This is a genomic window from Thermosipho sp. (in: thermotogales) (assembly GCF_020054775.1).
GTDB lineage: Bacteria > Thermotogota > Thermotogae > Thermotogales > Fervidobacteriaceae > Thermosipho > Thermosipho africanus.
In genome coordinates this window covers 1-20,922 of the sequence record NZ_JAIHAP010000014.1, presented here as the reverse complement: position 1 = coordinate 20,922, position 20,922 = coordinate 1, and the positions used below count along the sequence as shown (strand labels likewise).

Below are 20,922 nucleotides of genomic sequence, written 5' to 3'. Positions count from 1 at the left end.
TTGATGATTAATACAATATTAAAAGTTATGGCAGTATTATTTACTGGATTTTTTGTTGGTTTAACTCTAGAAGGTGTTGCAAGAAAAGTAATTGCAAGAATTCAAAGAAGATACGGACCCCCTTGGTATCAAAACTTTATTGATTTATTTAAAACATTTTCAAAACATGGAATTACCCACGGTTGGATTTTCGATTTTGGAGTTTTAATGGCTTTGGGTGGCACAATTGCTACATTAGCATTTGTTCCCCTTGGAAATTTAATTGCATTTCCAGGATTAGACAACGTATTTATCATTCTTTATCTTTGGGCTATAGGTGCACTCGGAATGGCAATGGGGATGGTCGGTTCCGGAAACCCTAATGCAAGTATCGGTGTTGCAAGGGCATTAACACAAATGCTGGGATACGAAGTTCCTTATCTAGTTGTTTTATCAGGTGTAATGTTTTATTACAAGACATCTTCTGTTTCAGCTTTAATGTACTCTCAAGCAGACAAATGGACTTTACTAAAAATGCCTATTGGTGGTATTATAGCTTTTGTTTCATTAATGGGAATGCTTGGTAAAAAACCTTTTGATACACCAATTGCACCTGCAGAAATAGCTTCAGGTCCTATGGTTGAACTTTCTGCAAAATACATGGGACTTCTGATGTTAATGCATACATTTTCAATTTTTGTAGAAATTTCAATGTTTGTAAACATTTTCTTAGGAATAAGTAATTATTTTACATTCCTTATTAAATTTACTATAGTTTGGATTCTAGCTACAATGATTAGTGCCGTATTACCAAGATTTAGAATTGAACAAGTTGTTAAATTTTATTGGAAAGTTCCTTTATCTCTAGCTTTTGTACAAGTATTGTTCGTATTATTAGGATGGGTATTTTAGGAGGTGATAATGAATGAATACTAATGAAAGAGGAATTTGGGAAAAAATAGCTGATCAACTTCGAAGTAGATCTTTGTGGATGCTTCACTATTGTACAGGTTGTGGGGCAATAGAACTTCCACCATCGATGACTTCTAGGTTTGATATGGAAAGATTTGGTATGGGACCAATGGCTACTCCTAGACAGGCTGATATATTGTTTATTACAGGATATTTGAGCACAAAAACTTTGAGAAGAGTAATATATACTTATGAATTGATGCCTGAACCAAAATATGTGATAGGTTTTGGTTCTTGTACCTTAAATGGTGGTATTTACTATGATTCTTATGCAACTATAAACAAATTGGAAAATTACATTCCAGTTGATTTATATATTGCTGGATGTATGCCAAGGCCAGAAGCTCTACTTAATGCATTTAATGAGTTAATGAAAATGATTAGAAACGGAGAAGCAAATGGATGGAAAAAATACAAAGAGAATTATGAGTGGTACAAAAAAAATCAAATTCAAGCTCTCGGGGAGGTGTTTATACATGACGAATTCCATGAATAATGCTTTAGAAAAACTAAAAAGTTTAATTGGTGAATTTGAGTTGGTTGAAATTGATGAAAGAGAAGTAAAAATTAACTTAAAACCCGAGAGTGTTTTGCAAGCACTTTCCTTACTAAAAGGTGAAGGATATTTCCATTTATCATTACTTTCTGCTGTAGATTGGATTGATGAAAAAATGTTTGAACTAGTATACATACTTTACTCATGGAGTGATGGAGGAAAGATTATTGTCTCAACAAAAATAGATAGAGACAAGGCAGAATTTGTTACTGTTAAGCACATGTGGCCAGTTGCAAGATTTTATGAAAGAGAACTTCACGAATTCTTTGGAATTAGCTTTAAAGGTAATGATGATATGAGACCTTTATTCTTAGAAAACTGGGATGATAAACCACCACTAAGAAAGGATTTTGATCCTCTTGAATATTCTAAAAGGAAATTCCCGGACAGGGAATATAAAAAAGACATTATTCACGAAGCAAAGATTATAAGAGGTGATATAAATGGGTGAAGTTAAACTCTTTTTTGGTCCTAATCATCCTGGAATGCATGGAAACTTTAGTGTACATTTGTATGTTGAAGGAGATACGGTAATAAGAGCTAGACCAATGCCTGGCTTCCTTCATAGAGGATTTGAAAAACTAATGGAAAGAAGACTCTGGTACCAAAATCTTGCACTTATACCTAGAATTTGTGTTCCTGAACCTGATATAAATGAAGTTGTTTATGCTTTAGCAGTCGAAAAATTAGCAAATGTTGAAGTTCCTGAAAGGGCTCAATGGATAAGAATGATCGTATTAGAACTAGCTAGAATAGCCGTACATCTAATGAGTATGGCAGGAATTGGTGGCCCTATCGGATTATATACCGGACCTTACTGGGGTGTTGCTGACAGAGACAGAATACTAGATATTTTTGAAAATTTAACTGGAGCACGTATTTATCATATGTATATTATTCCAGGTGGAGTTAGAAAAGATATGACTCCAAAAGTACAAGATATGATAGTAAAATTCCTAGATTATCTGGAAAGCAGACTTCCAGAATTTGAAAATTTAATATTTAAAAATCGAATTGTCCAAACAAGACTTAAAGGAATTGCTTTACTCGATAGAGAAACAGCTTTTGAAATGGGAGTTACTGGTATTGGGCTTAGAGCAACTGGTATTCCATATGATATTAGAAAAATTGATCCATATCTTTTCTATGACAAAGTGGAATTTGAAGTTCCTACTGCAACAGAAGGAGATGCATTTTCAAGAGTATATCTAAAATTCAAAGAAATCCCACAAAGTATTAGAATAATTAGGCAATGTCTTGAAAAAATGCCTGAAGGAAAAATTAATGTTCCAATTAGCGAAGGAAATGCTTTAAGATATCGTGTTCCAAAAGGTTCTGTATACGTTCATATAGAAGCTTCAAGAGGTGAGTATGGATATTACGTAGTATCAGATGGTGGTGAAAAACCTTACAGAATTGTTGTTAGAGGAGCTTCATACCCACAAACTCTATATGGTATTGAAAAATACTTACCTGGAACAAGAATAGAAGATGTTCCAATCTGGCTTGATACTATGGGTGTATGTTCACCTGAGGTTGACAGGTAAGGAGGTGCTGTGATGACAAATAAAACAACTCCTAAAAAAGAATTCTTTGCTCCAATAAAAGCTTGGAAATATATGTTTAGAAAACCAGTTACAATAAAAGTTCCATACGTAAAAAGAGAAGCTGCAGAAAGATATAGAGGTTTCCACATAAATGATTGGGAAAAATGTATTGGATGCGGTACTTGTGTAAAAATATGTCCTACAGATGCAATTAGAATGGTTGAAGTAGAGGGATTAGCCCAAGAGTATGGTAAAAAACCACAACGCCCAGTTATTGATTACGGAAGATGTTCATTTTGTGCCATGTGTGTTGACATATGTACTACTAGTTCTTTAAAAATGACAAGAGAGTATATCCATATATCTCCTGATCCTGAAGATTTCATTTTTGCTCCAACTGAAAAAGGCATACATGGTGTCGATGAGGTGCCAGTAGGCTGGACTAGGGATGAAAATTCTGAGTTATTAGAATTAGATAGAGTTGAAATGGAAATGATTGAAGGAGAAGAAAGATCAAAATCGTTTATTGAATATGTTAAAGGATATAGCAAAGAACAAGCTATGCATGAAGCTGCAAGATGTGTTGAGTGTGGAATTTGTACGGACAGATGTCCTCAACATATGAGAATTCCAGAATATATTAAAGCAATTTGGAAAGACGATCTAAAAGAAGCAGTAAATATATTGTTAAAAGGTGACTTAGAACAAGATATGCTCGGTGCAAACCCATTTTCTTCAGTATGTGGTAGAGTATGTACTCACAAGTGTGAAGAAGCATGTTCAATTGGAAATAGAGGGGATGCAATTGCAATTAGATGGCTAAAAAGGTACATTGTTGACAACATTTCAAGTTATGAAAACGTTGTTGATTACAAGATCGAACCTAGAAATAAAAAAGTTGCAATTGTAGGTTCAGGACCTGCAGGACTTTCAGCTGCATACTTTTTAGCAACAATGGGATACGAAGTAGAAGTATTTGAAAGTCTTTCAAGGCCTGGAGGTGTTATGAGATATGGTATACCATCTTATAGATTACCAGATGAAGCTTTAGATAAAGATATAGCTTTCATTCAAGCACTTGGAGTAAAAATTCACGTTGGCGTTAGCGTAGGAAAAGATATTCCTCTAATGGAACTAAAAGAAAAATTCGATGCTGTCTATGTTTCAACAGGTTTTACACTTGGAAGAAGCACCAATATTCCTGGAACAGAGCATGAAGATGTAATACAAGCTCTGCCATTATTAAGAGAAATAAGAGACTTTCTAAGAGGTGAAGGTCCAAAACCAAAGATTCCAAAAAGCCTTGTTGTTATTGGTGGCGGTAATGTTGCAATGGACGTTGCAAGATCAATGGCAAGGCTTCAAATGATGGAATATGGTAAAGTAGATGTAAAAGTTTCAAGTTTAGAAAGAACATACGAAGAAATGCCAGCAGACATGGAAGAAATTGAAGAAGGAGCAGAAGAAGGTGTGAAATTCTATCCTGGATGGGGTCCAATAAGAATAATAATTGAAGATGATAAAGTAAAAGGTGTTGAATTTAAAAAATGTCTTGAGGTATTTGATGAAAATCGAAGATTTAATCCAAAATTTGATGAAAATAAAAAAATGGTTTTGGATGCAGATATGGTAGTTGAAGCAATAGGACAAGCCCCTGACTATAGTTACCTCCCCGAAGAATTAAAAGAAAAATTAGAATTTGTAAGAGGAAGAATTGTAACAAACGAATATAGGCAAACATCAATTAAATGGCTTTTTGCTGGTGGTGATATTGTTCACGGTCCTGACATCATCCATGGCGTTGCTGATGGTTATTGGGCGGCAAAAGGTATTGATGAATATTTAAGAAGTGAGGTGAAATAATGTCAATTGAAGACATTTTAAAACTTGCTGAAAATTTTGAAATTGAAGGATACAAATTTTACATGTCAAAAAAAGAAGAAATCAAGAATTCACTTGCAAAAGAAGTTCTCGAATTTCTAAAAAACATGGAAAAAGAACATACTGAATACATTAGAATGGTTAGAAAAGCACTTGAAGAAAACGGCGAAATCCCTACTGCTTCAGTTGATACTACAAAAGATTTTTTCAAAGAAAGATTTACTTCACAGAAGATAAGTAAAACACCTTCTGAAGATGACATAAAAGATTTGTCAATTCTAAGAATGGCTCTTTTAATTGAAAAAGATTTTGTTAATTACTATGATAAGGCTGCAAAACGGGCTAGAGAGCTAGAAAATGAACAATTGGTAAAAATACTAGAAAACTTAAAAACATGGGAAGAAGGCCATGTAGAATTGGTTAAAAAAATGATTGAAGAAATATACGAAAAAAATAGACTTGATCTTGGATTTTATCCTTTCTAATCTATAAAAAAATATAAATACCCCAAGGGTGAAATATCATCCTTGGGGTATTTTTTTACTTGATTTATAAAAATAAAAATGTTATAATTTAGTCAGAATATTCATTCACTGAATGAACGGAGGGGAGAGTATGTCAAAATTGTACGAAAAAATATTAAACAAAAGTGCTATTATTGGTGTAATGGGAATGGGATATGTTGGACTTCCACTTGCAGTTGAAAAGGCAAGAGCTGGATACAACGTCATTGGATTTGATATACAACAAAAGAGAGTAGATATGATTAATGAAGGGAAAAATTATATTGGAGATGTTAATGATGAAGAATTAAAACAACTTGTAAATGAAAAAAGGCTTAGAGCCACTACCAATTTTGAAGAACTTGAAAATTGTGATGTAATAAGTATTTGTGTTCCCACACCACTTGATAAATTTAAACAGCCAGATCTTTCATACATTATTCAAACTGCCGAAGATATTTCTAAAAGGCTCCATCGTGAACAGTTAATAATTTTAGAGAGTACAACTTATCCTGGAACCACTGAAGAAGTTGTCTTACCTATACTCCTTAAATCTGGACTTGAGGTAGGTAAAGATTTTTACCTTGCATTTAGTCCTGAAAGAGTTGATCCAGGAAACATAAGATATAAAACGAGAAATACTCCAAAGGTAGTTGGTGGAGTAACCAGTGAATGTACAAAATACGCAAAAGCATTGTATGAAAATGTGCTCGATGCTCCGGTGTTTCCAGTAAGCTCTCCTAAAACCGCTGAAATGTCTAAGATTCTTGAAAATACTTTTAGATTAGTAAATATTGCATTAGTTCAAGAGATGACAAAAGTTGCTGAAAAAATGAATGTTAATATTTGGGAAGTAATAGATGCAGCTTCAACTAAACCATTTGGTTATATGCCATTTTATCCAGGCCCAGGTATAGGTGGACATTGTATTCCTATCGACCCATTTTACCTATCTTACAAAGCAAGAGAATACGATCTTCATTTAATGCTTGTGGAACAGGCAGGTCAAGTTGCAGATGAAATGCCTTATTATGTTGTCCAAAGACTCGGCGATATTTTAAATGAATTTAAAAAACCTTTTAATGGTAGTAAAATATTAGTCCTAGGAGTTGCATACAAAGGAAATATAGATGACATGAGAGAAAGCCCCGCATTAAAAGTAATAGAAATATTAGAAAGAAAAAAAGCAGAGGTATATTATTTTGATCCATTTATACCAGAATTTTCTCTAAACGGAAAAAGTTACAAATCCATAGATCTTGATAAAGAAGTCCTTAAAAAATTTGACGGAGCAATTATAACAACTGCTCATACAATTGGAATAGATTATGAATATATAATAGAAAATTTACCATTTGTTTTTGACACCAAAAATGTTTTAAAAAACTTTAAAAACAGAGAAAATATATATGTTTTATAACCTTGGTAAATTTTTAATGACAGTCTTAATTATCTCAACATATTTCTCTCTCATTTGTGAATAATTGATAAGGCCATCAGCTGGATGGCCTTTTTTTATTCCGGCCCTTATAAGTCTAAAATCTTCATAATATGGTAATTTGTTTAAATTCAAAGCATAGCTTCTCATAGAATCCAAAAGACTTTTAAAATATTCCACTTCGTAAATTTCACCATCTGGTCTATCATTTGGAACAATACCAGTTCCTGGTGTAAAAGTCCACTCTCCAAAAATATTATTCGCTTCAATAGCAAATCTACTTGTTCCCCAAGCAGATTCAACGGCAGCCTGTGCAAGTGCTATGTCCTCAGGAATAGCATTTACTTTTAATAATAGCTCATCATAATCATTTGCGTCATATTTTTTCATATAAAACTCTAAAACTTTTAAATCACCATTTTCCTTTGCTTTTAAGATTTCCTTTCTTTCCATAAGAATTTCTTGATTAACCTTTCGAATTAATGGGATCATTATTTTTACAAATAATTCCTTTTTTTCAGCAACTGGAGCTTCAGAAAGGTTTTTTGGCAATGATTTAACAATAATATTAGGGGGATTTTTAATTGAAAAATACCCTATCTTTTCAAAATATTTTTTTAATTCTTTCCAATCATCAAATTTTACATTTATTTCTGATTCAAAAAATTGAAAATACTCAAATTCTGAATCAATAGTATAAAAGTTTAAAAACAAAAATGCTATAATTATAACCGAAAAAGTTATTTTTCTCATCTATCTTATCACCTCTCATTCCAATTTTATCATAAATTTTATAAATAAACCTAAAGGAGGGGTTAAATGCTTTTTAAGACTGATTTTAGAGGTTCATACGCTATATTGTTTGTTGAACTTGAAATTGGTGAAACCATTGTAGCTGAACCTGGCGCAATGGTTTCAATGGAAGGAGATATTGAAGTAAATACATCTACAGGAGGAATATTTAAAGCCTTAAAAAGAGCATTTTTAGGAGGAGAACACTTTTTTCTTAATAAGTATATTTCACATAGCAAAAGCAAAATTTCATTTGCCCCACTCCTACCAGGTGATATTGAAGTAATAGATATCAAAAATGGTTTTTTCCTTCAATCTACCTCATATCTTGCAAGCCAAGAAACAATATCAATTGATACAAAATTTGGCGGATTCAAAACTTTCTTTTCCGGTGAAGGATTCTTTTTATTAAAACTTTCTGGATATGGAAAAGCCGCTATATCTGCCTTCGGTGGAATTTATCACAAAGAACTTGAACCTGGAGAGGCAATTACTGTTGATACTGGTCATATTGTAGGGTTTGATGAAACAGTAAAGTATTCTGTTAGAACATTTGGCGGAATAAAATCAACTCTTTTTGGTGGTGAAGGTCTCGTAGTTGATCTTGTTGGCCCAGGAAGAGTTTATATACAAACAAGAAATTCTCCTGCATTCATTAACTGGATTAGAAATCTTATACCTAGAGATACCGCAAGTAAGTAAAAATAATCTTTTTTTTGAACCATTGAAATTTTTCTTCAGTCAAAATAGTAGAAAAAGTAAAAAGTGGTTTTTATAATTGCTAAGAAGGTAGTACGTAATTCTTTGTTAACAAAAATGGTTCGTAACAGAAACTTTGGTAAGACTAACTTTGTAACATAAATGATGTAGTATATTAATTAGAGAAACCCCCCTATCCCCCTTGAGATACACCCCCCACAGCTTTGAGCGGGCCAAGAAAAAGGCCCGTGTTTTTTTATTTTCCAACACAAAAGTTGGAGAAAATTGTATCAAGCAGATCATCGGAAAATCTTTTTCCTATTAATACATCTAATTCTTCCAAAGCTTTTCTTATATCAATAGATACAACATCAACTTCATACCCACTTTTTAAATTAAAAATAGCACTTTCAACATTTCTTTTTACTCTCTCCAAAACTTCGAGCTGTCTTTGTGTTATTACATGTGAACTCTCTCCAGATTCTATGATATCAGAAACCTTTGATAATATCATGGACTCTAAAGATCTAAAACTTTCTCCCGTTAAAGCACTTATTTTTACTGCATCTCTAAACTCCATATTAAAATTATCACCAATATCACACTTGTTCCATACAGGTATATAGTTTAATTTTTTTACCTTCTCAAAAATATACTCATCTTCCTTTGTGAAACCTGTTGTCGAATCTAAAACAAAAAGAACAATATCAGCTTTTTCAAGTTCTTTAATACTTTTTTGAATACCTATACTTTCAACAACATCATCTGTTTCCCTTATACCAGCAGTATCAACAATAACAAAGTGGATTCCATTAATATCTATCTCGCCTTTAATAACATCCCTTGTTGTCCCTGGAATATCGGTAACTATTGCCCTATCTTCTTCCAATAGTTTATTTAACAAGGTAGATTTCCCTGAATTTGGCTTTCCTACGATTGTCATAACTATACCCTGGTTCAAGGTTAAAGCTTTTTTGCTTTTCTCAATTTTTAAAGATAATTGTTGATCTATTTTAGTCAATAAATTAAAAATATTATCAAAATCAACTTCCATATCATCTGGATAGTCTATAGAAACTTCTATCTCTGCGAGTATATTTAATAACCTTGAACGATAATTTTCTATTTCTTCTGATAACTTCCCTTTTAAATTCTCAAAAGAAAGTTTTAAAGATATTTCACTCTTTGCTTCTATTATTTGATATATTGACTCTGCTTGAACTAGTGAAATTTTACCATTTAAAAATGCTCTTTTTGTAAATTCTCCCCTTTCTGCAAGCCTTGCCCCACTCTTCAACACTGCTTCAAGAACTTTTCTTGTAACCAGTATTCCTCCATGACCATATATTTCAACTAAGTCGTTACCTGTATAACTATTTGGAGATTTATAAAAAACAATATTTACCTCATCTACTATTTGACCTTCAAATTCCATAAAAGCATGATAAACTCTTCTATAATCAACATTAGAAATTTTTACCAACTTTTTTGCAATATCATGACTCTTAGGTCCATCAATTCTTACAACTGAAATAGCACCTGTTCCTAAAGGGCTGGATATTGCCGCGATCGTGTCAAACAAATCTTAATCCCTCCTCACAAAGGTTGTTTCAAAATTTTATTAAATCTTCTTGGATATTTAGGATCATTTTCTTTTGCTTTTTCAAAAACAAGTAACACTCTTTCTTTTTCAAGAATATTATACTCTCTTATCTCTCTAAGTTTTACGTTTAGCTCTTTTATAGCATTTTGTGCATTATCTAACTCCTCTTTATAATTTTTCCCCTTGTAAAGAAAAATTTTTCCACCAACTTTTGAAAAGGGAACCGTCAATTCCAAAATTACTCTTAATTCTGCAACAGCTCTTGAAAAAACCGAATCAAATTTTTCAATCAAATCTTTCTTTTCTTCAATTCTTGCATTTAAAAATTCTAGATTATTCAAATTTAATTTATTACAAACCTCTCTAACAAAATCTATCTTTTTTCTCGAAGAATCAACTAATAAGCCACGAGAATTTTCAAACATAATTCCAATAAAAACTCCTGGAACGCCTCCTCCAGTTCCAACATCTAAAAAATTATTCCCCACATCATTTTCTCTTAGAGGAATTAAACTATCCATGGCTAATAATTGGTAGGCTAGTTCTAGTTCCTTTATAGCGGTAAGATTTAACGGTGCGTTTATAATTTCTTTTAAGTACTTTAAAATAACTTGCTTCTTTTCAAAATTCATCTTATCTTACCTCTTAACACTAAATATGTATATTTAATTATTTCGAAAGGCACATGCCTTTTTTTTATCGGAGACTGCAGCCATCTATAAAACCATTCTAATTTCATTTTTTGAAAAATCAGTGGTGCACGTTTTTTTAGTCCAGAAATTACATCAAAACTTCCACCTACACCCATTGCAAATTTAAAAGGTAATGAAATGTTATTAAAAATCCATTCTTCCTGCCTTGGAACTCCCATACCAACAAAAACTAAGTCAGGTTTTAAACGCTCTATTTCCTCAGAAACACTTTTATCATCAAAAGGAAAATAACCATGATGAAAGCCAACGACATTTACACCATTATTTTTTAGCTTTTTGGCCGCTTCCTCAATAACTTTTGGTTTTGCACCTAAAAGATAAACCTTCCAGTTATACTCTTTAGACTTTTCACATAGATATAACATTGTGTCTATACCTGTAATTCTATCAGTTAAAATGTTTCTATTCCTTTTTAAGGCCCATACTATTCCAGAACCATCGGGAATAATATATGTAGCATTATTTACAACGTTTCTATAATACCCATCCTTCAACGCTCTCAATAAAATAGAAGCATTCAAAGTTACTATAAAAGTTTTTTCATTAGAAATTATACTCTTTACAATTTCTTCTCTTATTTCATTTTCAAATCCAACTGTGATCTTTAACTGCGAGAAGTTTACAATATCCACTTTCTCCACCTTTCTTACTTTTCTAATACAAAAAATTCCCGGATATTACCGGGACTGGTGCCGAGGGCGGGACTTGAACCCGCACGGAGAAAACTCCACATGATCCTGAGTCATGCGCGTCTGCCAGTTCCGCCACCTCGGCATGTTACACAACTATATTATATCACATAAAATTTAAGCAAACTATACTTCTTCAAACAATTCTTGCTTTACAAATATTGAACTTTCAAAGATTATCTTAGGAGAAGGTATACCATTGAAATTTGTACCATATTCAGTAGTGTACGCTCCTGTGTTATATAATACAACTAAATCATCCATTGTTGTTGTTTTCGGTAATTTAATATCATAATACATTACATCAACGCTATCACATGTTGGACCTGCAAGAACAAATTTTTCTTTTTCTTCATCTTCTTTGCCAATAACTTCAACTTCATATCTTATATTCTGTATAGTCTCAGTAAGACCATGAAATACCCCTGCATCAGTATAAATCCATTTTTCTTCCCCTTTTTGACTCCTTAAGATTACACTCGTTATCATTGTACCAGCGTTACCCACCATTGAACGTCCTGGTTCCAATATTACTGTTACATCTTCCCCAATATAATCTGCTATTGCCTCATTTATAACTGCAGAAATTTCCTCAACGGTCGGAATATTTTTTGAATATTTTACTGGCATTCCCCCACCAGTATTTACCATTTTCATTTCAATTCCCATTCTTCTTGCCTCTTCAAATACTACAGAAACTTCCCTAATTGCAACTCTCCAATTTTCCGGATTATAATTTTGTGATCCTACATGAAAACTCACACCAATTGGATTAAGTCCCAATGAGTACGCATATTTTACCAATGAAATGGCGTGATCAACACTTGTTCCAAATTTTTTAGTTAAAGGCCAATCTGCATCATCTTCCATCCCATTGGTGCTAATCCTAACATATATATCCGAATTTGGAGCGTTTTCAGCTATCTTTTCTATCTCCATTTCACTGTCAACTGCAAACATTTTAATTCCTTTTTCATATGCAAACGCTATATCTGAAGATTTCTTTATTGTATTCCCAAAACTCATTCTCTCTGGTTCTACACCTATACTTAAAAGCTTTTCAATCTCTGGTCTTGAAGCTACATCAAAATAGCTTCCCAAATCTCTTAAAAGTTTTAAAATTTCAATATGGGAGTTGGCCTTAACAGCATAATAAATCTTTGAATTTTTTACATTTTCTACAAGTCTTCTGTAGTTATCTCTTATTACTTCCAAATCCATTACCAAAATAGGAGTTCCATGCTTTTCTGCCAATGCTTTCAATTTTTTGTTGAGAATTTTTTTGTCCATTCTCCCCACTCCCTTCAGTAAAAAATCTAAAACAATAATAAACTAATTTATGCTACATTAAAACATACATATTATTAATTTTTTACTACAACATGTTACAATTATGAAATACAGAGCGGGGAGGTTATAATAACATATAAATAAAATGTGAAAAAACACCAGCTGCAAGTCCACCAATTGTATGTGACAAAATCGCTTTTCCTGTCAAAAATCTATACCCAAGTTCATCCATCATAGCAATATGGGTACTCAAATATCCACTCCAAGTCATTCCCATAGCTGTAAAGACTGCTATATCATTCGGTGTAATAATATTCAAATCAATAAACTTTGGAATTAATGCAAGCGCGGCACCAGTTGAACCCAATGAAGTTAAAGGAAAGGCAATCAATTCAGGATTGGAAAAACCAAACAACCACTTTAAAATGAAGAATATTTTTTCACCCAAATAAGGTAATATTGGGATACCTTCATATGCAAGCCCCTGGTATCCTACTGTTGGATCTTTTGGTCCAAAAGTAATCATCATTACAAAAGTACTTATTACTAGAACTCCTGGAATAATACCCAATCCAATATCTACACCCTTTTTCCCTCCATCAAGTAACGCAGTTAAAAGTCTCTCTGTAAAACTGCCATAACTATTATTATCCTCATATTCAACATTTACTACTTCTTCTGAATCATCATAATCTCCCAATTTTTTCTTTGTAAAACTTGAAAAAACTCTTACACTAACAATACTTCCAAAAATTGCACCCAAATTTCCAATAAACACCGCAGGAACTAGATTATCTCCCATTTTACTACCTTGAGCAATCATAAAAGTTGAAACTATTAATCCCATACCAAAGGAAGTTCCCAAATTGCACAACAAAGGTTCTTGCCACTTTGCAAAGTTTTTCATAAACCGTTTGTCCTTTGCAAGAGCAATAATAGCTGGATTATCTGAAAAGTAAGTTGCGATTATTCCCATCACAGAAACACCAGGAAGGTTATAGAGAGGTTTCATAAACGGTCTTAAAATTACATCTATCAAATCAGCAACCTTGAATTCAAACAAAAGACCTGAAAAAGCCCCAGTAATAACTGCTACTGCCATAATAAAAAATACGGTATTTAATAATAAGTCATGGGCTGTTAGCATTAGTGTCTTAAAAAAATTAGAAACTCCCATATAGGAGTTTACAAATAAAAAGACAAGTATCAATAATATTAGAAAAAGAAAAGCTTCAAAATAGGATTTTTTCACAAATACTCCCCTTTCTCAGTCTAATTTTAGCAGCACCAATATAACGCCAACCAATAAAGATATTACACCAACTATTTCTGCATGCAACGACTGAGAAATGGGATAAGCGGCAATTAAAATAGCAAAATATTTAAAAAAGCTTCCAATTATTCTTTTACTTACTCTTTTAATTGAAAATATAGCATACTCAAATCTGTCTTTTCCCAAAGCCAAAACCAATATTCTAAACCTGGTATCTATAGAATAAATATCCCTAATAATCCTATAAAGTTGGTAAAGCGTCGAAAGAATTAAAAAGAAAAACAATTGCAATATGCCTTTAGGTATATAATACCAACCTAATATTCCAAGACCTAAAACAATTAATTCATTAAAAAATCTAAACGTACCATATTTAAAGAATGTCTTCGAAATTACAATTAAAAAAGCTAATGCAATAGAAATCAGGAGCCCTACGGCCCCTGTAATAAGCGTAAAAAAGGTAACATCAAGCATTATCTTTTTCACCGCCACTCTTAAACATTTCAGAAATTGCTCCTATACTTCCCAAAATACCTGACAATTCCATTGGTAAGAATATCTTAGTTGCATTTCCATTAGCCATTTCTTTAAGTGTCTCAAGATATCTTACTGCAATAACGTCGTTGGTAGGATTTCCTTCATGTATTGACTTAAATACTAACATAATAGCTTCACCTTGCCCTTGAGCCTCAGCAATCAATTTATACTTATTTGCTTCTGCAACTTTCTTAATGGCTTCCGCTTCACCTTCTGCCTTTAAAATTGCTGCTTGTTTTTGACCTTCTGCTTTTAAAATTTCAGATTGCCTAATTCCTTCTGCTTCTAAAATTGCTGCTCTCTTTGTTCTTTCAGCCTTCATTTGTTTACTCATAGCTTCCATAATATCCTTTGGTGGATCTATCTTTTTAATTTCAACTCTTGTAATCCTAATTCCCCATTTATCAGTAGCTTCATCAAGTACAGTTCTAAGCTTCGTATTTATTTTTTCCCTTGAAGTAAGCGTCTGATCAAGTTCTAATTCACCAATAACATTTCTAAGATTCGTTTGTGCAAGCTTTATTGTTGCAAATTCAAAATTACTAACATTGTATACTGCCTTGTAAGCATCTGTAATTTCATAGTATATTACAGCATCTACAGTTACAACAACATTATCCTTTGTAATAACTTCTTGAGGTGGAACATCTATAACATGTTCTCTTAAATCCACTTTTATCATTCTATCAAAAAAAGGAATAATAAAATGAATGCCTGCTTTAACTTCTTTTCTAAACTTTCCAAGTCTTTCTACCAATCCTCTTTCATACGGTCTGACAATTCTTATACCAGATGCCGCAACTAAAAACAAAAAGAATATTAATATTAAAAACAAAAAGTATAACATATTATCACACCCCCTGATCTATTTTTTCAACCACAACATGTGCACCTTCAACTTGCAAAATTTTTACATATTCCCCCTTTTTTATTACAATTTCATCATCATTTGAGAATGCTCTCCAGGTATCGCCATTTACTTTAATAATTCCAGTTCCTGCTTTGTTGTTAATATCTTCTAAAACTAAGGCATGTTTTCCAATTATCTCATCAACATTAATCTTTCTCGTTTGTTCTCCACTAATTTTATTTGCAAGAGGCCTTGTTAAAATAACCAAAATACCAGAGACTACTATAAATGTGGCAAGTTCCCAAATAGTATTACCAACAAAAAAAGCAACTAGTGCTGATGCCAATGCGCCTACCCCAAACCAGAATATAAAAAACGTAGGTGTTAATATCTCAGCTGCCATTAATATTACAGCTAATATAATCCAAAAAACTGTCGGGCTAATTATATCACCCCCTCACTTTTTAAAAAACTTTCAAATTTTTCAACCAAATTTGGATCAAAATATTTTCCAGATAACTTCTTAATCATCTCCATAGCTTCTTTTGGAGTTTTTAGTTCAGATTCCCATTCTGAAGAGATAAAATGAGTTGTTTCATCAAAAAAGTCTAGTATAGAAATAACTCTAGCATAATATGGAATTTGCCTCTCTCTCAAGCCATCTGGAAAACCTTTTCCATCCCATCTTTCATGATGATATCTAACAGTTGGAATATATTCCCACAAAACCTCAAACATTGAAAGAAAAACACTCCCCATAACTGTGTGATCTTGGTAACTTTCTTCAAACAATCTCATCCTAGTGGGTGAATATAACATTAATTGTTCAAGACTGATTTTTCCAACATCATGCAAATACGCATGAAATACAAATTTTCTTAGTTCTTTTTCGTCCATTCCTAAAAATTTTCCAAACTTTTCCGCCATTTTTGCAACTCTTTCAGTATGGCTATATCCATCACTGTCTTCTACCTCACTCAAAACTATTATATTTACAAGTAAATCAACAATTAATTCTTCTGCTTTATCCTTGTGCAGAACATTTAAATGCCCTCTTACAACTTTTTCAATTATTATAGGTAAAAGGTCAAAATATCGTTTTTCGTTTTTAAGAGAAAATACGATATCTTGATCCTTTTCTACAAAGATAAATCCATTCTCTTCAAAAATATTTATATCTTTTTCTCCTTTTTCAAAACCTATATCATAATCATATAACTTTTCCCTCAAAAAGTCTGATAATTCTTTTGAAATCAAATTATCACCTTCTTTCAGCAATAGCCTTGCGGACAACCTCAACAAATTCTTCTACACTTACATCTTTTTCCTCAACTCCATCTCTACTTCTAACACTTATTTTACCACTTTTTTCTTCATTTTCTCCTACAATAATCATATATGGTACTTTGCTGATTTGAGCCTCTCTAATCTTATAACCAAGAGTTTCGTTCCTACTATCAACTTCAACCCTAATATTATTTTCACTTAACAACCTTGCAACTTTTTTTGCATAATCAATATATTTATCAGAAACTGGTAAAACTAATACCTGAACTGGTGAAATCCAAAGAGGAAATGCCCCTGCATAATGCTCAATTAATATTCCAAAAAATCTTTCAAGTGATCCATATTTTGCCGTATGAATCATCACTGGCCTTTTTTCAATACCATCCTTGTCTACATATTTGAGGTCAAACCTTTCTGGCATTTGAAAATCTAGTTGAATTGTTGCACATTGCCATTCTCTACCAAGAGAATCTTTTACATGAAAATCAACTTTCGGACCATAGAAAGCACCTTCACCTTCTGCAATATCAAAATCAAGCTTTATATCTTCTAAAACTTTTTTTAGAGCATTTGTTGCTTTTTCCCAAGTCTCTTCATCTCCCATATGATCTTCTGGCATGGTGCTCAGAGTTGCTCTGTAAGTAAATCCAAATGGTTTATAAAGTTCGTCTATAAGCCTTACAACAGAGCTTACTTCTTCTTCAATTTGATCTTGTCTACAGAATATATGAGCATCATCTTGAGTAAATGCCCTCACCCTAAGAAGCCCATGTAAAACTCCACTTCTTTCATACCTATGAACCTTCCCAAATTCAAAAAGCCTAATAGGAAGATCTCTGTAAGAGACTACATCATTCTTATAAATCAGAATATGTCCTGGACAGTTCATTGGCTTTACTGCGTATTCAGTCTCTTCCTTTTCTGTAAAATACATATTATCTTTGTAATGATCCCAGTGTCCGCTTTGATGCCAAAGTTTTACATTCATAATTAATGGAGTCATCACTTCTTTATATCCATATTCTTTGTGTAGTTGTCTTGAAAAACTCATCAGTTCATTTAAAATAGTTGCACCTTTTGGAAGGAATATTGGCATCCCAGCTGCAACATCTGTGTTTATAAAGAACAATCCAAGTTTTGGACCTAATTTTCTGTGATCTCTCTTTTTAGCTTCTTCAAGCATTTTTAAATAATTATCCAACTCATCTTTGGTAGCAAATGCTGTACCGTAAATTCTTTGAAGCATTGGATTTTTTTCACTGCCTCTCCAATATGCACCAGAAACAGACAATAGCTTAAAGTGTTTTATCATTCCCGTTCTTGGTAAATGTGGTCCTCTACATAGATCCACAAATTCTCCTTGCTTATAAAAACTCACTTTTTCATCTTGTATTTCTTTTATTAACTCAACTTTGTATATTTGCCCTTTTTCCTCCATCATCTTTATTGCTTCATCTTTACTCATTTCAACTCTTTCAATCTTTAAATCTTCCTTTATGATCTTCTTCATTTCTTTTTCAACCTTTTCTAAATCTTCTTCCTTTATAACCCCATTCAATATTTCAAAGTCATAATAAAATCCATTTTCAATAGTAGGGCCAATACCTAGTCTAACATTTTCTTGGCCATATATTCTCATAACTGCTTGAGCCATTATGTGTGCCATGGTATGCCTAAAAAATTCCGGAGCCTCTTTATCCTTTTTTGTTATAATTCTTATCTCACAATCAAAATCAATAGGTCTTTCAAGATCCCACAACATTCCATTAACTATTCCTCCGACTGCATTTCTGAATAACCCCTCACTAATCTCTCGTGCAATCTGTGCAAGCGTAACTTTATCTTTATATTCTTTTTCACTTCCATCTGGTAAAGTTACTTTCATTATATTACCTCCTCTATTTAAATTTTATTATTCCTCTCTTTATCAAATAGCCATATATCAACAAAGAAATCAATATTGAAATAATAAATACTTTCAAACTTCCATTAATTAAAAACAAAGAATAAAAAATAAAAGCTTCCAGTAAAGGTAAAATCCAAATCTTTAAAAAAGAGTCTCTATACGACTCTATTAATATAAGTAAAAATATTAAAAAAACGTTAATTAAATTAAAATCTTTAAATATTACCATAGTATATAAAGAAAGAAAAACAACGTATCTTAACGCTTTTTCAAAGCTAAAGTTATTAGCAGATTCTAAAAAGAAAAACAGCATAAAAGATAAAAAAAGATCGGAAAAAGCTAAATCAAAAAAAATTAAAAAAAATGGAAATATCCAAAAAAACAAACCTGATATCATAAACCAAGCTCCTTTGATATCTTCTTCATTGCATTTAAGGCAATTTCATAAAATTTTTCAAGCGAAAGACCAAATTTCTCACAGCTTGCCATTTGATCCCTATTTGCACCTTTTGCAAAAGATTTTTCCTTAAAACGTTTTAACAAAAATTGAACATCTATTGCTTCTAGCTTTTTCTCTGGCTTAATCAATGCAGCTGCAACAATAAAACCAGTTGTAGGATCTGCAGCATAAATTGCTTTTTCAATCAAAGTATCTCTAGATTTTTTCCCGCTGTGGGCAAGTATTGCATTTTTAATCTCCTGACTAACTAAATCGCCAAGCAATTCTACTGTTTTCAATCCATGCTCTTCAGGAGTATTTTTCGTATATTCATAATCTAAGTCATGTAAAAGTCCTGCAATTCCCCAAGTTTCTTCATCTTCTCCAAAATAATTTGCAAGATCTCTCATAACCGCCTCTGTTGCAAGGCAATGTTTTATAAGATTTTTTGTCTTAACATGTTCATTTAAAAGTTCCCATGCTTGCTGCCTATTTATCATACCTAAACACCTCCACATTTATAGTATATCATAAGTTTAAAACGAAAATCACTAATAATATCTGTAAAATTTTCAAAAATTGTAAAATTCAAAAAAATTCTTAATTTTTTGTTATTTTTTGATTACATCAAATATCAAGTATAATTTAAAACAAACTATAGGAGGGATTAATGTGTACAAATTAAAATGTATAACTTGTGGTAGTATTTATGATCCAGAACCAAATATTTATACCTGTCCCAAATGCGGTGAAAGATATGGAACATTAGAAGTAATATTTAATTACGATTTAATAAATGTTAAAAAATCTGATTTTGACAAACATGGAGATATTTCACAATTTTCAAAGATTTTACCAATTGCAGAATATAAAGTCAAACAAGTCGTAGGTAATACCCCAACATATGAATTTAAAAATTATTATGGCATAAAAAAAGTCTTCTTTAAATACGATGGAACAAATCCCACTGGTTCTTACAAAGATAGAGCCTCAGCAATTGCAATTTCAAAAGCATATGAATACGGATATGATACTATCTACTGTGCCTCAACTGGCAATGCAGCAAGCTCTCTAGCAGGACTTTCAGCTCCTACTGATCTTAAAACTTATATATTTGTTCCTAAAAATATTCCAATTGCAAAACTTGCACAGTTACATGTTTTTGGAGCAAATATAATTCTTATTGACGGAAATTACGACCAAGCATTTGATATATCTACAAAAGTTGGCAAAAAGTTGAATTGGTATTCAAGAAATTCTGCTATTAATCCATACCTTCTTGAAGGCAAAAAGACGGGTGCCATGGAACTTGTTGTACAACTTGACTTTAATGTTCCAGATATTGTCTTCGTAAGTGCAGGAGATGGAACAGTTATAAGCTCAATTTACAAAGGTTTTTATGACTTTTACAACTTAAATCTTATACAAAAAATTCCAAAAATAATAGGCATTCAAGCAGAAGGAGCAGATGCAATTGCAAAAACATTTTCTTATGGAAAACCTTACACTCCTGTAGATATAATACCAAACACAATTGCAGATAGTATTTCTGTTGGAAAGCCTCGTGATGTAATAAAAGCTTGTAAATATGTTGAAAAGAGTGGTGGAACATTTTTAACTGTTAATGATGAAGAAATCAAAACCGCAATATTTGAACTAGCTAAAAACACTGGTATTTTCGCAGAACCTGCAGGTGCTGCTGCATATGCAGGCTTTAAAAAAGCTATTTCTATGAATTTGCTAAAAAAAGAAGATACTGTAGCAATATTTATTACTGGAAATGGCTTAAAAGACATTAAAGCAGTTCAAGATAACATAAAAATTAATCCTATTCCACCAGTTTTTGAGAAAATCATTGAATACATAAATGAGAATTCCTGTAAGGAAAAATAGAGGTTGAAAAAATATCGCCTCCTGATAATATATAATTAACCACACACAAAAACCAGGAGGCGATACGGATGAAAC

The 20,922-nt window shown here is 32.3% G+C and carries 22 protein-coding genes and 1 tRNA gene; 9 read left to right on the top strand and 14 right to left on the bottom strand.

Annotated elements, in window-relative coordinates; genetic code table 11:
• Positions 1–3 precede the first annotated feature (3 nt).
• From JG780_RS04140 to JG780_RS04110, 7 genes are all read left to right on the top strand, one after another.
• Positions 4–891: a respiratory chain complex I subunit 1 family protein gene (locus JG780_RS04140; protein ID WP_287569291.1), complete on the top strand. Its 888-nt coding sequence runs from the start codon at positions 4–6 to the stop codon at positions 889–891.
• A 13-nt stretch (positions 892–904) separates the two neighbouring features.
• Positions 905–1,447, top strand: coding sequence for a NuoB/complex I 20 kDa subunit family protein (locus JG780_RS04135; protein ID WP_287569290.1), 543 nt, complete (start codon positions 905–907; stop codon positions 1,445–1,447).
• Entirely contained in the window at positions 1,428–1,958 is a 531-nt protein-coding gene (locus tag JG780_RS04130) for an NADH-quinone oxidoreductase subunit C (RefSeq protein ID WP_287569289.1), read from the top strand. Before JG780_RS04135 ends, JG780_RS04130 begins: the two co-directional genes overlap by 20 nt.
• Complete coding sequence (locus tag JG780_RS04125; RefSeq protein WP_004102511.1) at positions 1,951–3,054, top strand: NADH-quinone oxidoreductase subunit D; 1,104 nt, start codon at positions 1,951–1,953, stop codon at positions 3,052–3,054. The genes JG780_RS04130 and JG780_RS04125 overlap by 8 nt, the downstream gene beginning before the upstream one ends.
• 12 nt (positions 3,055–3,066) lie before the next feature.
• Positions 3,067–4,917 carry an FAD-dependent oxidoreductase gene (locus JG780_RS04120; protein ID WP_287569288.1) on the top strand — a complete coding sequence of 617 codons (1,851 nt, stop codon included), beginning with the start codon at positions 3,067–3,069 and terminating at the stop codon, positions 4,915–4,917.
• Positions 4,917–5,420 (top strand): ferritin-like domain-containing protein, encoded by a 504-nt coding sequence (locus JG780_RS04115; protein ID WP_004102509.1) that lies wholly within the window; start codon positions 4,917–4,919, stop codon positions 5,418–5,420. Before JG780_RS04120 ends, JG780_RS04115 begins: the two co-directional genes overlap by 1 nt.
• Positions 5,421–5,550: 130 nt before the next feature.
• Positions 5,551–6,858 (top strand): nucleotide sugar dehydrogenase, encoded by a 1,308-nt coding sequence (locus JG780_RS04110; protein WP_287569287.1) that lies wholly within the window; start codon positions 5,551–5,553, stop codon positions 6,856–6,858.
• On the opposite strand, the gene JG780_RS04105 is transcribed toward JG780_RS04110, so the two are convergent.
• The gene (locus JG780_RS04105; protein WP_004102506.1) at positions 6,853–7,629 is read right to left on the bottom strand and encodes a glucosaminidase domain-containing protein; all 777 of its coding nucleotides are present in this window, start codon (positions 7,627–7,629) and stop codon (positions 6,853–6,855) included. The two genes, JG780_RS04110 and JG780_RS04105, sit on opposite strands and share 6 nt — an antisense overlap.
• Positions 7,630–7,695: 66 nt before the next feature.
• Between JG780_RS04105 and JG780_RS04100 the strand changes: the two genes are divergently transcribed.
• Complete coding sequence (locus JG780_RS04100) at positions 7,696–8,370, top strand: TIGR00266 family protein (RefSeq protein ID WP_114702516.1); 675 nt, start codon at positions 7,696–7,698, stop codon at positions 8,368–8,370.
• Positions 8,371–8,623: 253 nt separating this feature from the next.
• Here the strand turns inward: JG780_RS04100 and mnmE are convergent, their stop codons facing one another.
• From mnmE to JG780_RS04035, 13 genes are all read right to left on the bottom strand, one after another.
• Positions 8,624–9,949 carry a tRNA uridine-5-carboxymethylaminomethyl(34) synthesis GTPase MnmE gene (gene mnmE / locus JG780_RS04095; RefSeq protein WP_287569286.1) on the bottom strand — a complete coding sequence of 442 codons (1,326 nt, stop codon included), beginning with the start codon at positions 9,947–9,949 and terminating at the stop codon, positions 8,624–8,626.
• Between the two features lie 14 nt (positions 9,950–9,963).
• Entirely contained in the window at positions 9,964–10,602 is a 639-nt protein-coding gene (rsmG, locus tag JG780_RS04090) for a 16S rRNA (guanine(527)-N(7))-methyltransferase RsmG (protein WP_004102498.1), read from the bottom strand.
• A complete protein-coding gene (locus tag JG780_RS04085) occupies positions 10,599–11,315 on the bottom strand; it encodes a WecB/TagA/CpsF family glycosyltransferase (protein WP_004102496.1) in 717 nt (238 codons plus the stop codon). Before JG780_RS04085 ends, rsmG begins: the two co-directional genes overlap by 4 nt.
• A 55-nt stretch (positions 11,316–11,370) precedes the next feature.
• Positions 11,371–11,457: transfer RNA gene (locus tag JG780_RS04080), tRNA-Leu, on the bottom strand.
• Between the two features lie 41 nt (positions 11,458–11,498).
• Entirely contained in the window at positions 11,499–12,662 is a 1,164-nt protein-coding gene (locus JG780_RS04075) for a type III PLP-dependent enzyme (RefSeq protein WP_287569285.1), read from the bottom strand.
• A gap of 124 nt (positions 12,663–12,786) precedes the next feature.
• Positions 12,787–13,914, bottom strand: coding sequence for a CD0519/CD1768 family membrane protein (locus JG780_RS04070; protein ID WP_463274139.1), 1,128 nt, complete (start codon positions 13,912–13,914; stop codon positions 12,787–12,789).
• A gap of 15 nt (positions 13,915–13,929) precedes the next feature.
• Positions 13,930–14,409, bottom strand: a complete 480-nt coding sequence (locus JG780_RS04065) for a hypothetical protein (RefSeq protein ID WP_012580341.1) — start codon at positions 14,407–14,409, stop codon at positions 13,930–13,932.
• The gene (locus JG780_RS04060) at positions 14,402–15,319 is read right to left on the bottom strand and encodes an SPFH domain-containing protein (protein WP_004102489.1); all 918 of its coding nucleotides are present in this window, start codon (positions 15,317–15,319) and stop codon (positions 14,402–14,404) included. Before JG780_RS04060 ends, JG780_RS04065 begins: the two co-directional genes overlap by 8 nt.
• A gap of 4 nt (positions 15,320–15,323) precedes the next feature.
• Positions 15,324–15,725: an NfeD family protein gene (locus tag JG780_RS04055; protein ID WP_049750547.1), complete on the bottom strand. Its 402-nt coding sequence runs from the start codon at positions 15,723–15,725 to the stop codon at positions 15,324–15,326.
• A 41-nt stretch (positions 15,726–15,766) separates the two neighbouring features.
• On the bottom strand, positions 15,767–16,624 hold the full coding sequence (locus JG780_RS04050; protein WP_287569283.1) for an HD-GYP domain-containing protein: 858 nt from the start codon (positions 16,622–16,624) through the stop codon (positions 15,767–15,769).
• The gene (gene thrS / locus JG780_RS04045) at positions 16,584–18,494 is read right to left on the bottom strand and encodes a threonine--tRNA ligase (protein ID WP_287569281.1); all 1,911 of its coding nucleotides are present in this window, start codon (positions 18,492–18,494) and stop codon (positions 16,584–16,586) included. Before thrS ends, JG780_RS04050 begins: the two co-directional genes overlap by 41 nt.
• Positions 18,495–18,507: 13 nt before the next feature.
• Positions 18,508–18,912 carry a hypothetical protein gene (locus JG780_RS04040; protein WP_287569280.1) on the bottom strand — a complete coding sequence of 135 codons (405 nt, stop codon included), beginning with the start codon at positions 18,910–18,912 and terminating at the stop codon, positions 18,508–18,510.
• On the bottom strand, positions 18,909–19,454 hold the full coding sequence (locus JG780_RS04035) for an HD domain-containing protein (RefSeq protein WP_012580336.1): 546 nt from the start codon (positions 19,452–19,454) through the stop codon (positions 18,909–18,911). Before JG780_RS04035 ends, JG780_RS04040 begins: the two co-directional genes overlap by 4 nt.
• A gap of 172 nt (positions 19,455–19,626) precedes the next feature.
• Here JG780_RS04035 and thrC point away from each other — a divergent pair, with 172 nt between their 5' ends.
• Positions 19,627–20,847: a threonine synthase gene (thrC, locus tag JG780_RS04030; protein WP_287569279.1), complete on the top strand. Its 1,221-nt coding sequence runs from the start codon at positions 19,627–19,629 to the stop codon at positions 20,845–20,847.
• Positions 20,848–20,922: the final 75 nt, after the last annotated feature.

What these genes read in the sequence shown, in the direction of transcription:
- JG780_RS04105 (WP_004102506.1), bottom strand. Translation starts at nt 7,629, where the DNA reads ATGAGAAAAATAACTTTTTCGGTTATAATTATAGCATTTTTGTTTTTA.
- JG780_RS04100 (WP_114702516.1), top strand. Translation starts at nt 7,696, where the DNA reads ATGCTTTTTAAGACTGATTTTAGAGGTTCATACGCTATATTGTTTGTT.
- JG780_RS04035 (WP_012580336.1), bottom strand. Translation starts at nt 19,454, where the DNA reads ATGATAAATAGGCAGCAAGCATGGGAACTTTTAAATGAACATGTTAAG.
- JG780_RS04140 (WP_287569291.1), top strand. Translation starts at nt 4, where the DNA reads ATGATTAATACAATATTAAAAGTTATGGCAGTATTATTTACTGGATTT.
- JG780_RS04065 (WP_012580341.1), bottom strand. Translation starts at nt 14,409, where the DNA reads ATGCTTGATGTTACCTTTTTTACGCTTATTACAGGGGCCGTAGGGCTC.
- JG780_RS04055 (WP_049750547.1), bottom strand. Translation starts at nt 15,725, where the DNA reads ATGGCAGCTGAGATATTAACACCTACGTTTTTTATATTCTGGTTTGGG.
- JG780_RS04075 (WP_287569285.1), bottom strand. Translation starts at nt 12,662, where the DNA reads ATGGACAAAAAAATTCTCAACAAAAAATTGAAAGCATTGGCAGAAAAG.
- JG780_RS04130 (WP_287569289.1), top strand. Translation starts at nt 1,428, where the DNA reads ATGACGAATTCCATGAATAATGCTTTAGAAAAACTAAAAAGTTTAATT.
- JG780_RS04060 (WP_004102489.1), bottom strand. Translation starts at nt 15,319, where the DNA reads ATGTTATACTTTTTGTTTTTAATATTAATATTCTTTTTGTTTTTAGTT.
- JG780_RS04110 (WP_287569287.1), top strand. Translation starts at nt 5,551, where the DNA reads ATGTCAAAATTGTACGAAAAAATATTAAACAAAAGTGCTATTATTGGT.
- JG780_RS04125 (WP_004102511.1), top strand. Translation starts at nt 1,951, where the DNA reads ATGGGTGAAGTTAAACTCTTTTTTGGTCCTAATCATCCTGGAATGCAT.
- JG780_RS04040 (WP_287569280.1), bottom strand. Translation starts at nt 18,912, where the DNA reads ATGATATCAGGTTTGTTTTTTTGGATATTTCCATTTTTTTTAATTTTT.
- rsmG (WP_004102498.1), bottom strand. Translation starts at nt 10,602, where the DNA reads ATGAATTTTGAAAAGAAGCAAGTTATTTTAAAGTACTTAAAAGAAATT.
- JG780_RS04120 (WP_287569288.1), top strand. Translation starts at nt 3,067, where the DNA reads ATGACAAATAAAACAACTCCTAAAAAAGAATTCTTTGCTCCAATAAAA.
- JG780_RS04115 (WP_004102509.1), top strand. Translation starts at nt 4,917, where the DNA reads ATGTCAATTGAAGACATTTTAAAACTTGCTGAAAATTTTGAAATTGAA.
- thrS (WP_287569281.1), bottom strand. Translation starts at nt 18,494, where the DNA reads ATGAAAGTAACTTTACCAGATGGAAGTGAAAAAGAATATAAAGATAAA.
- JG780_RS04135 (WP_287569290.1), top strand. Translation starts at nt 905, where the DNA reads ATGAATACTAATGAAAGAGGAATTTGGGAAAAAATAGCTGATCAACTT.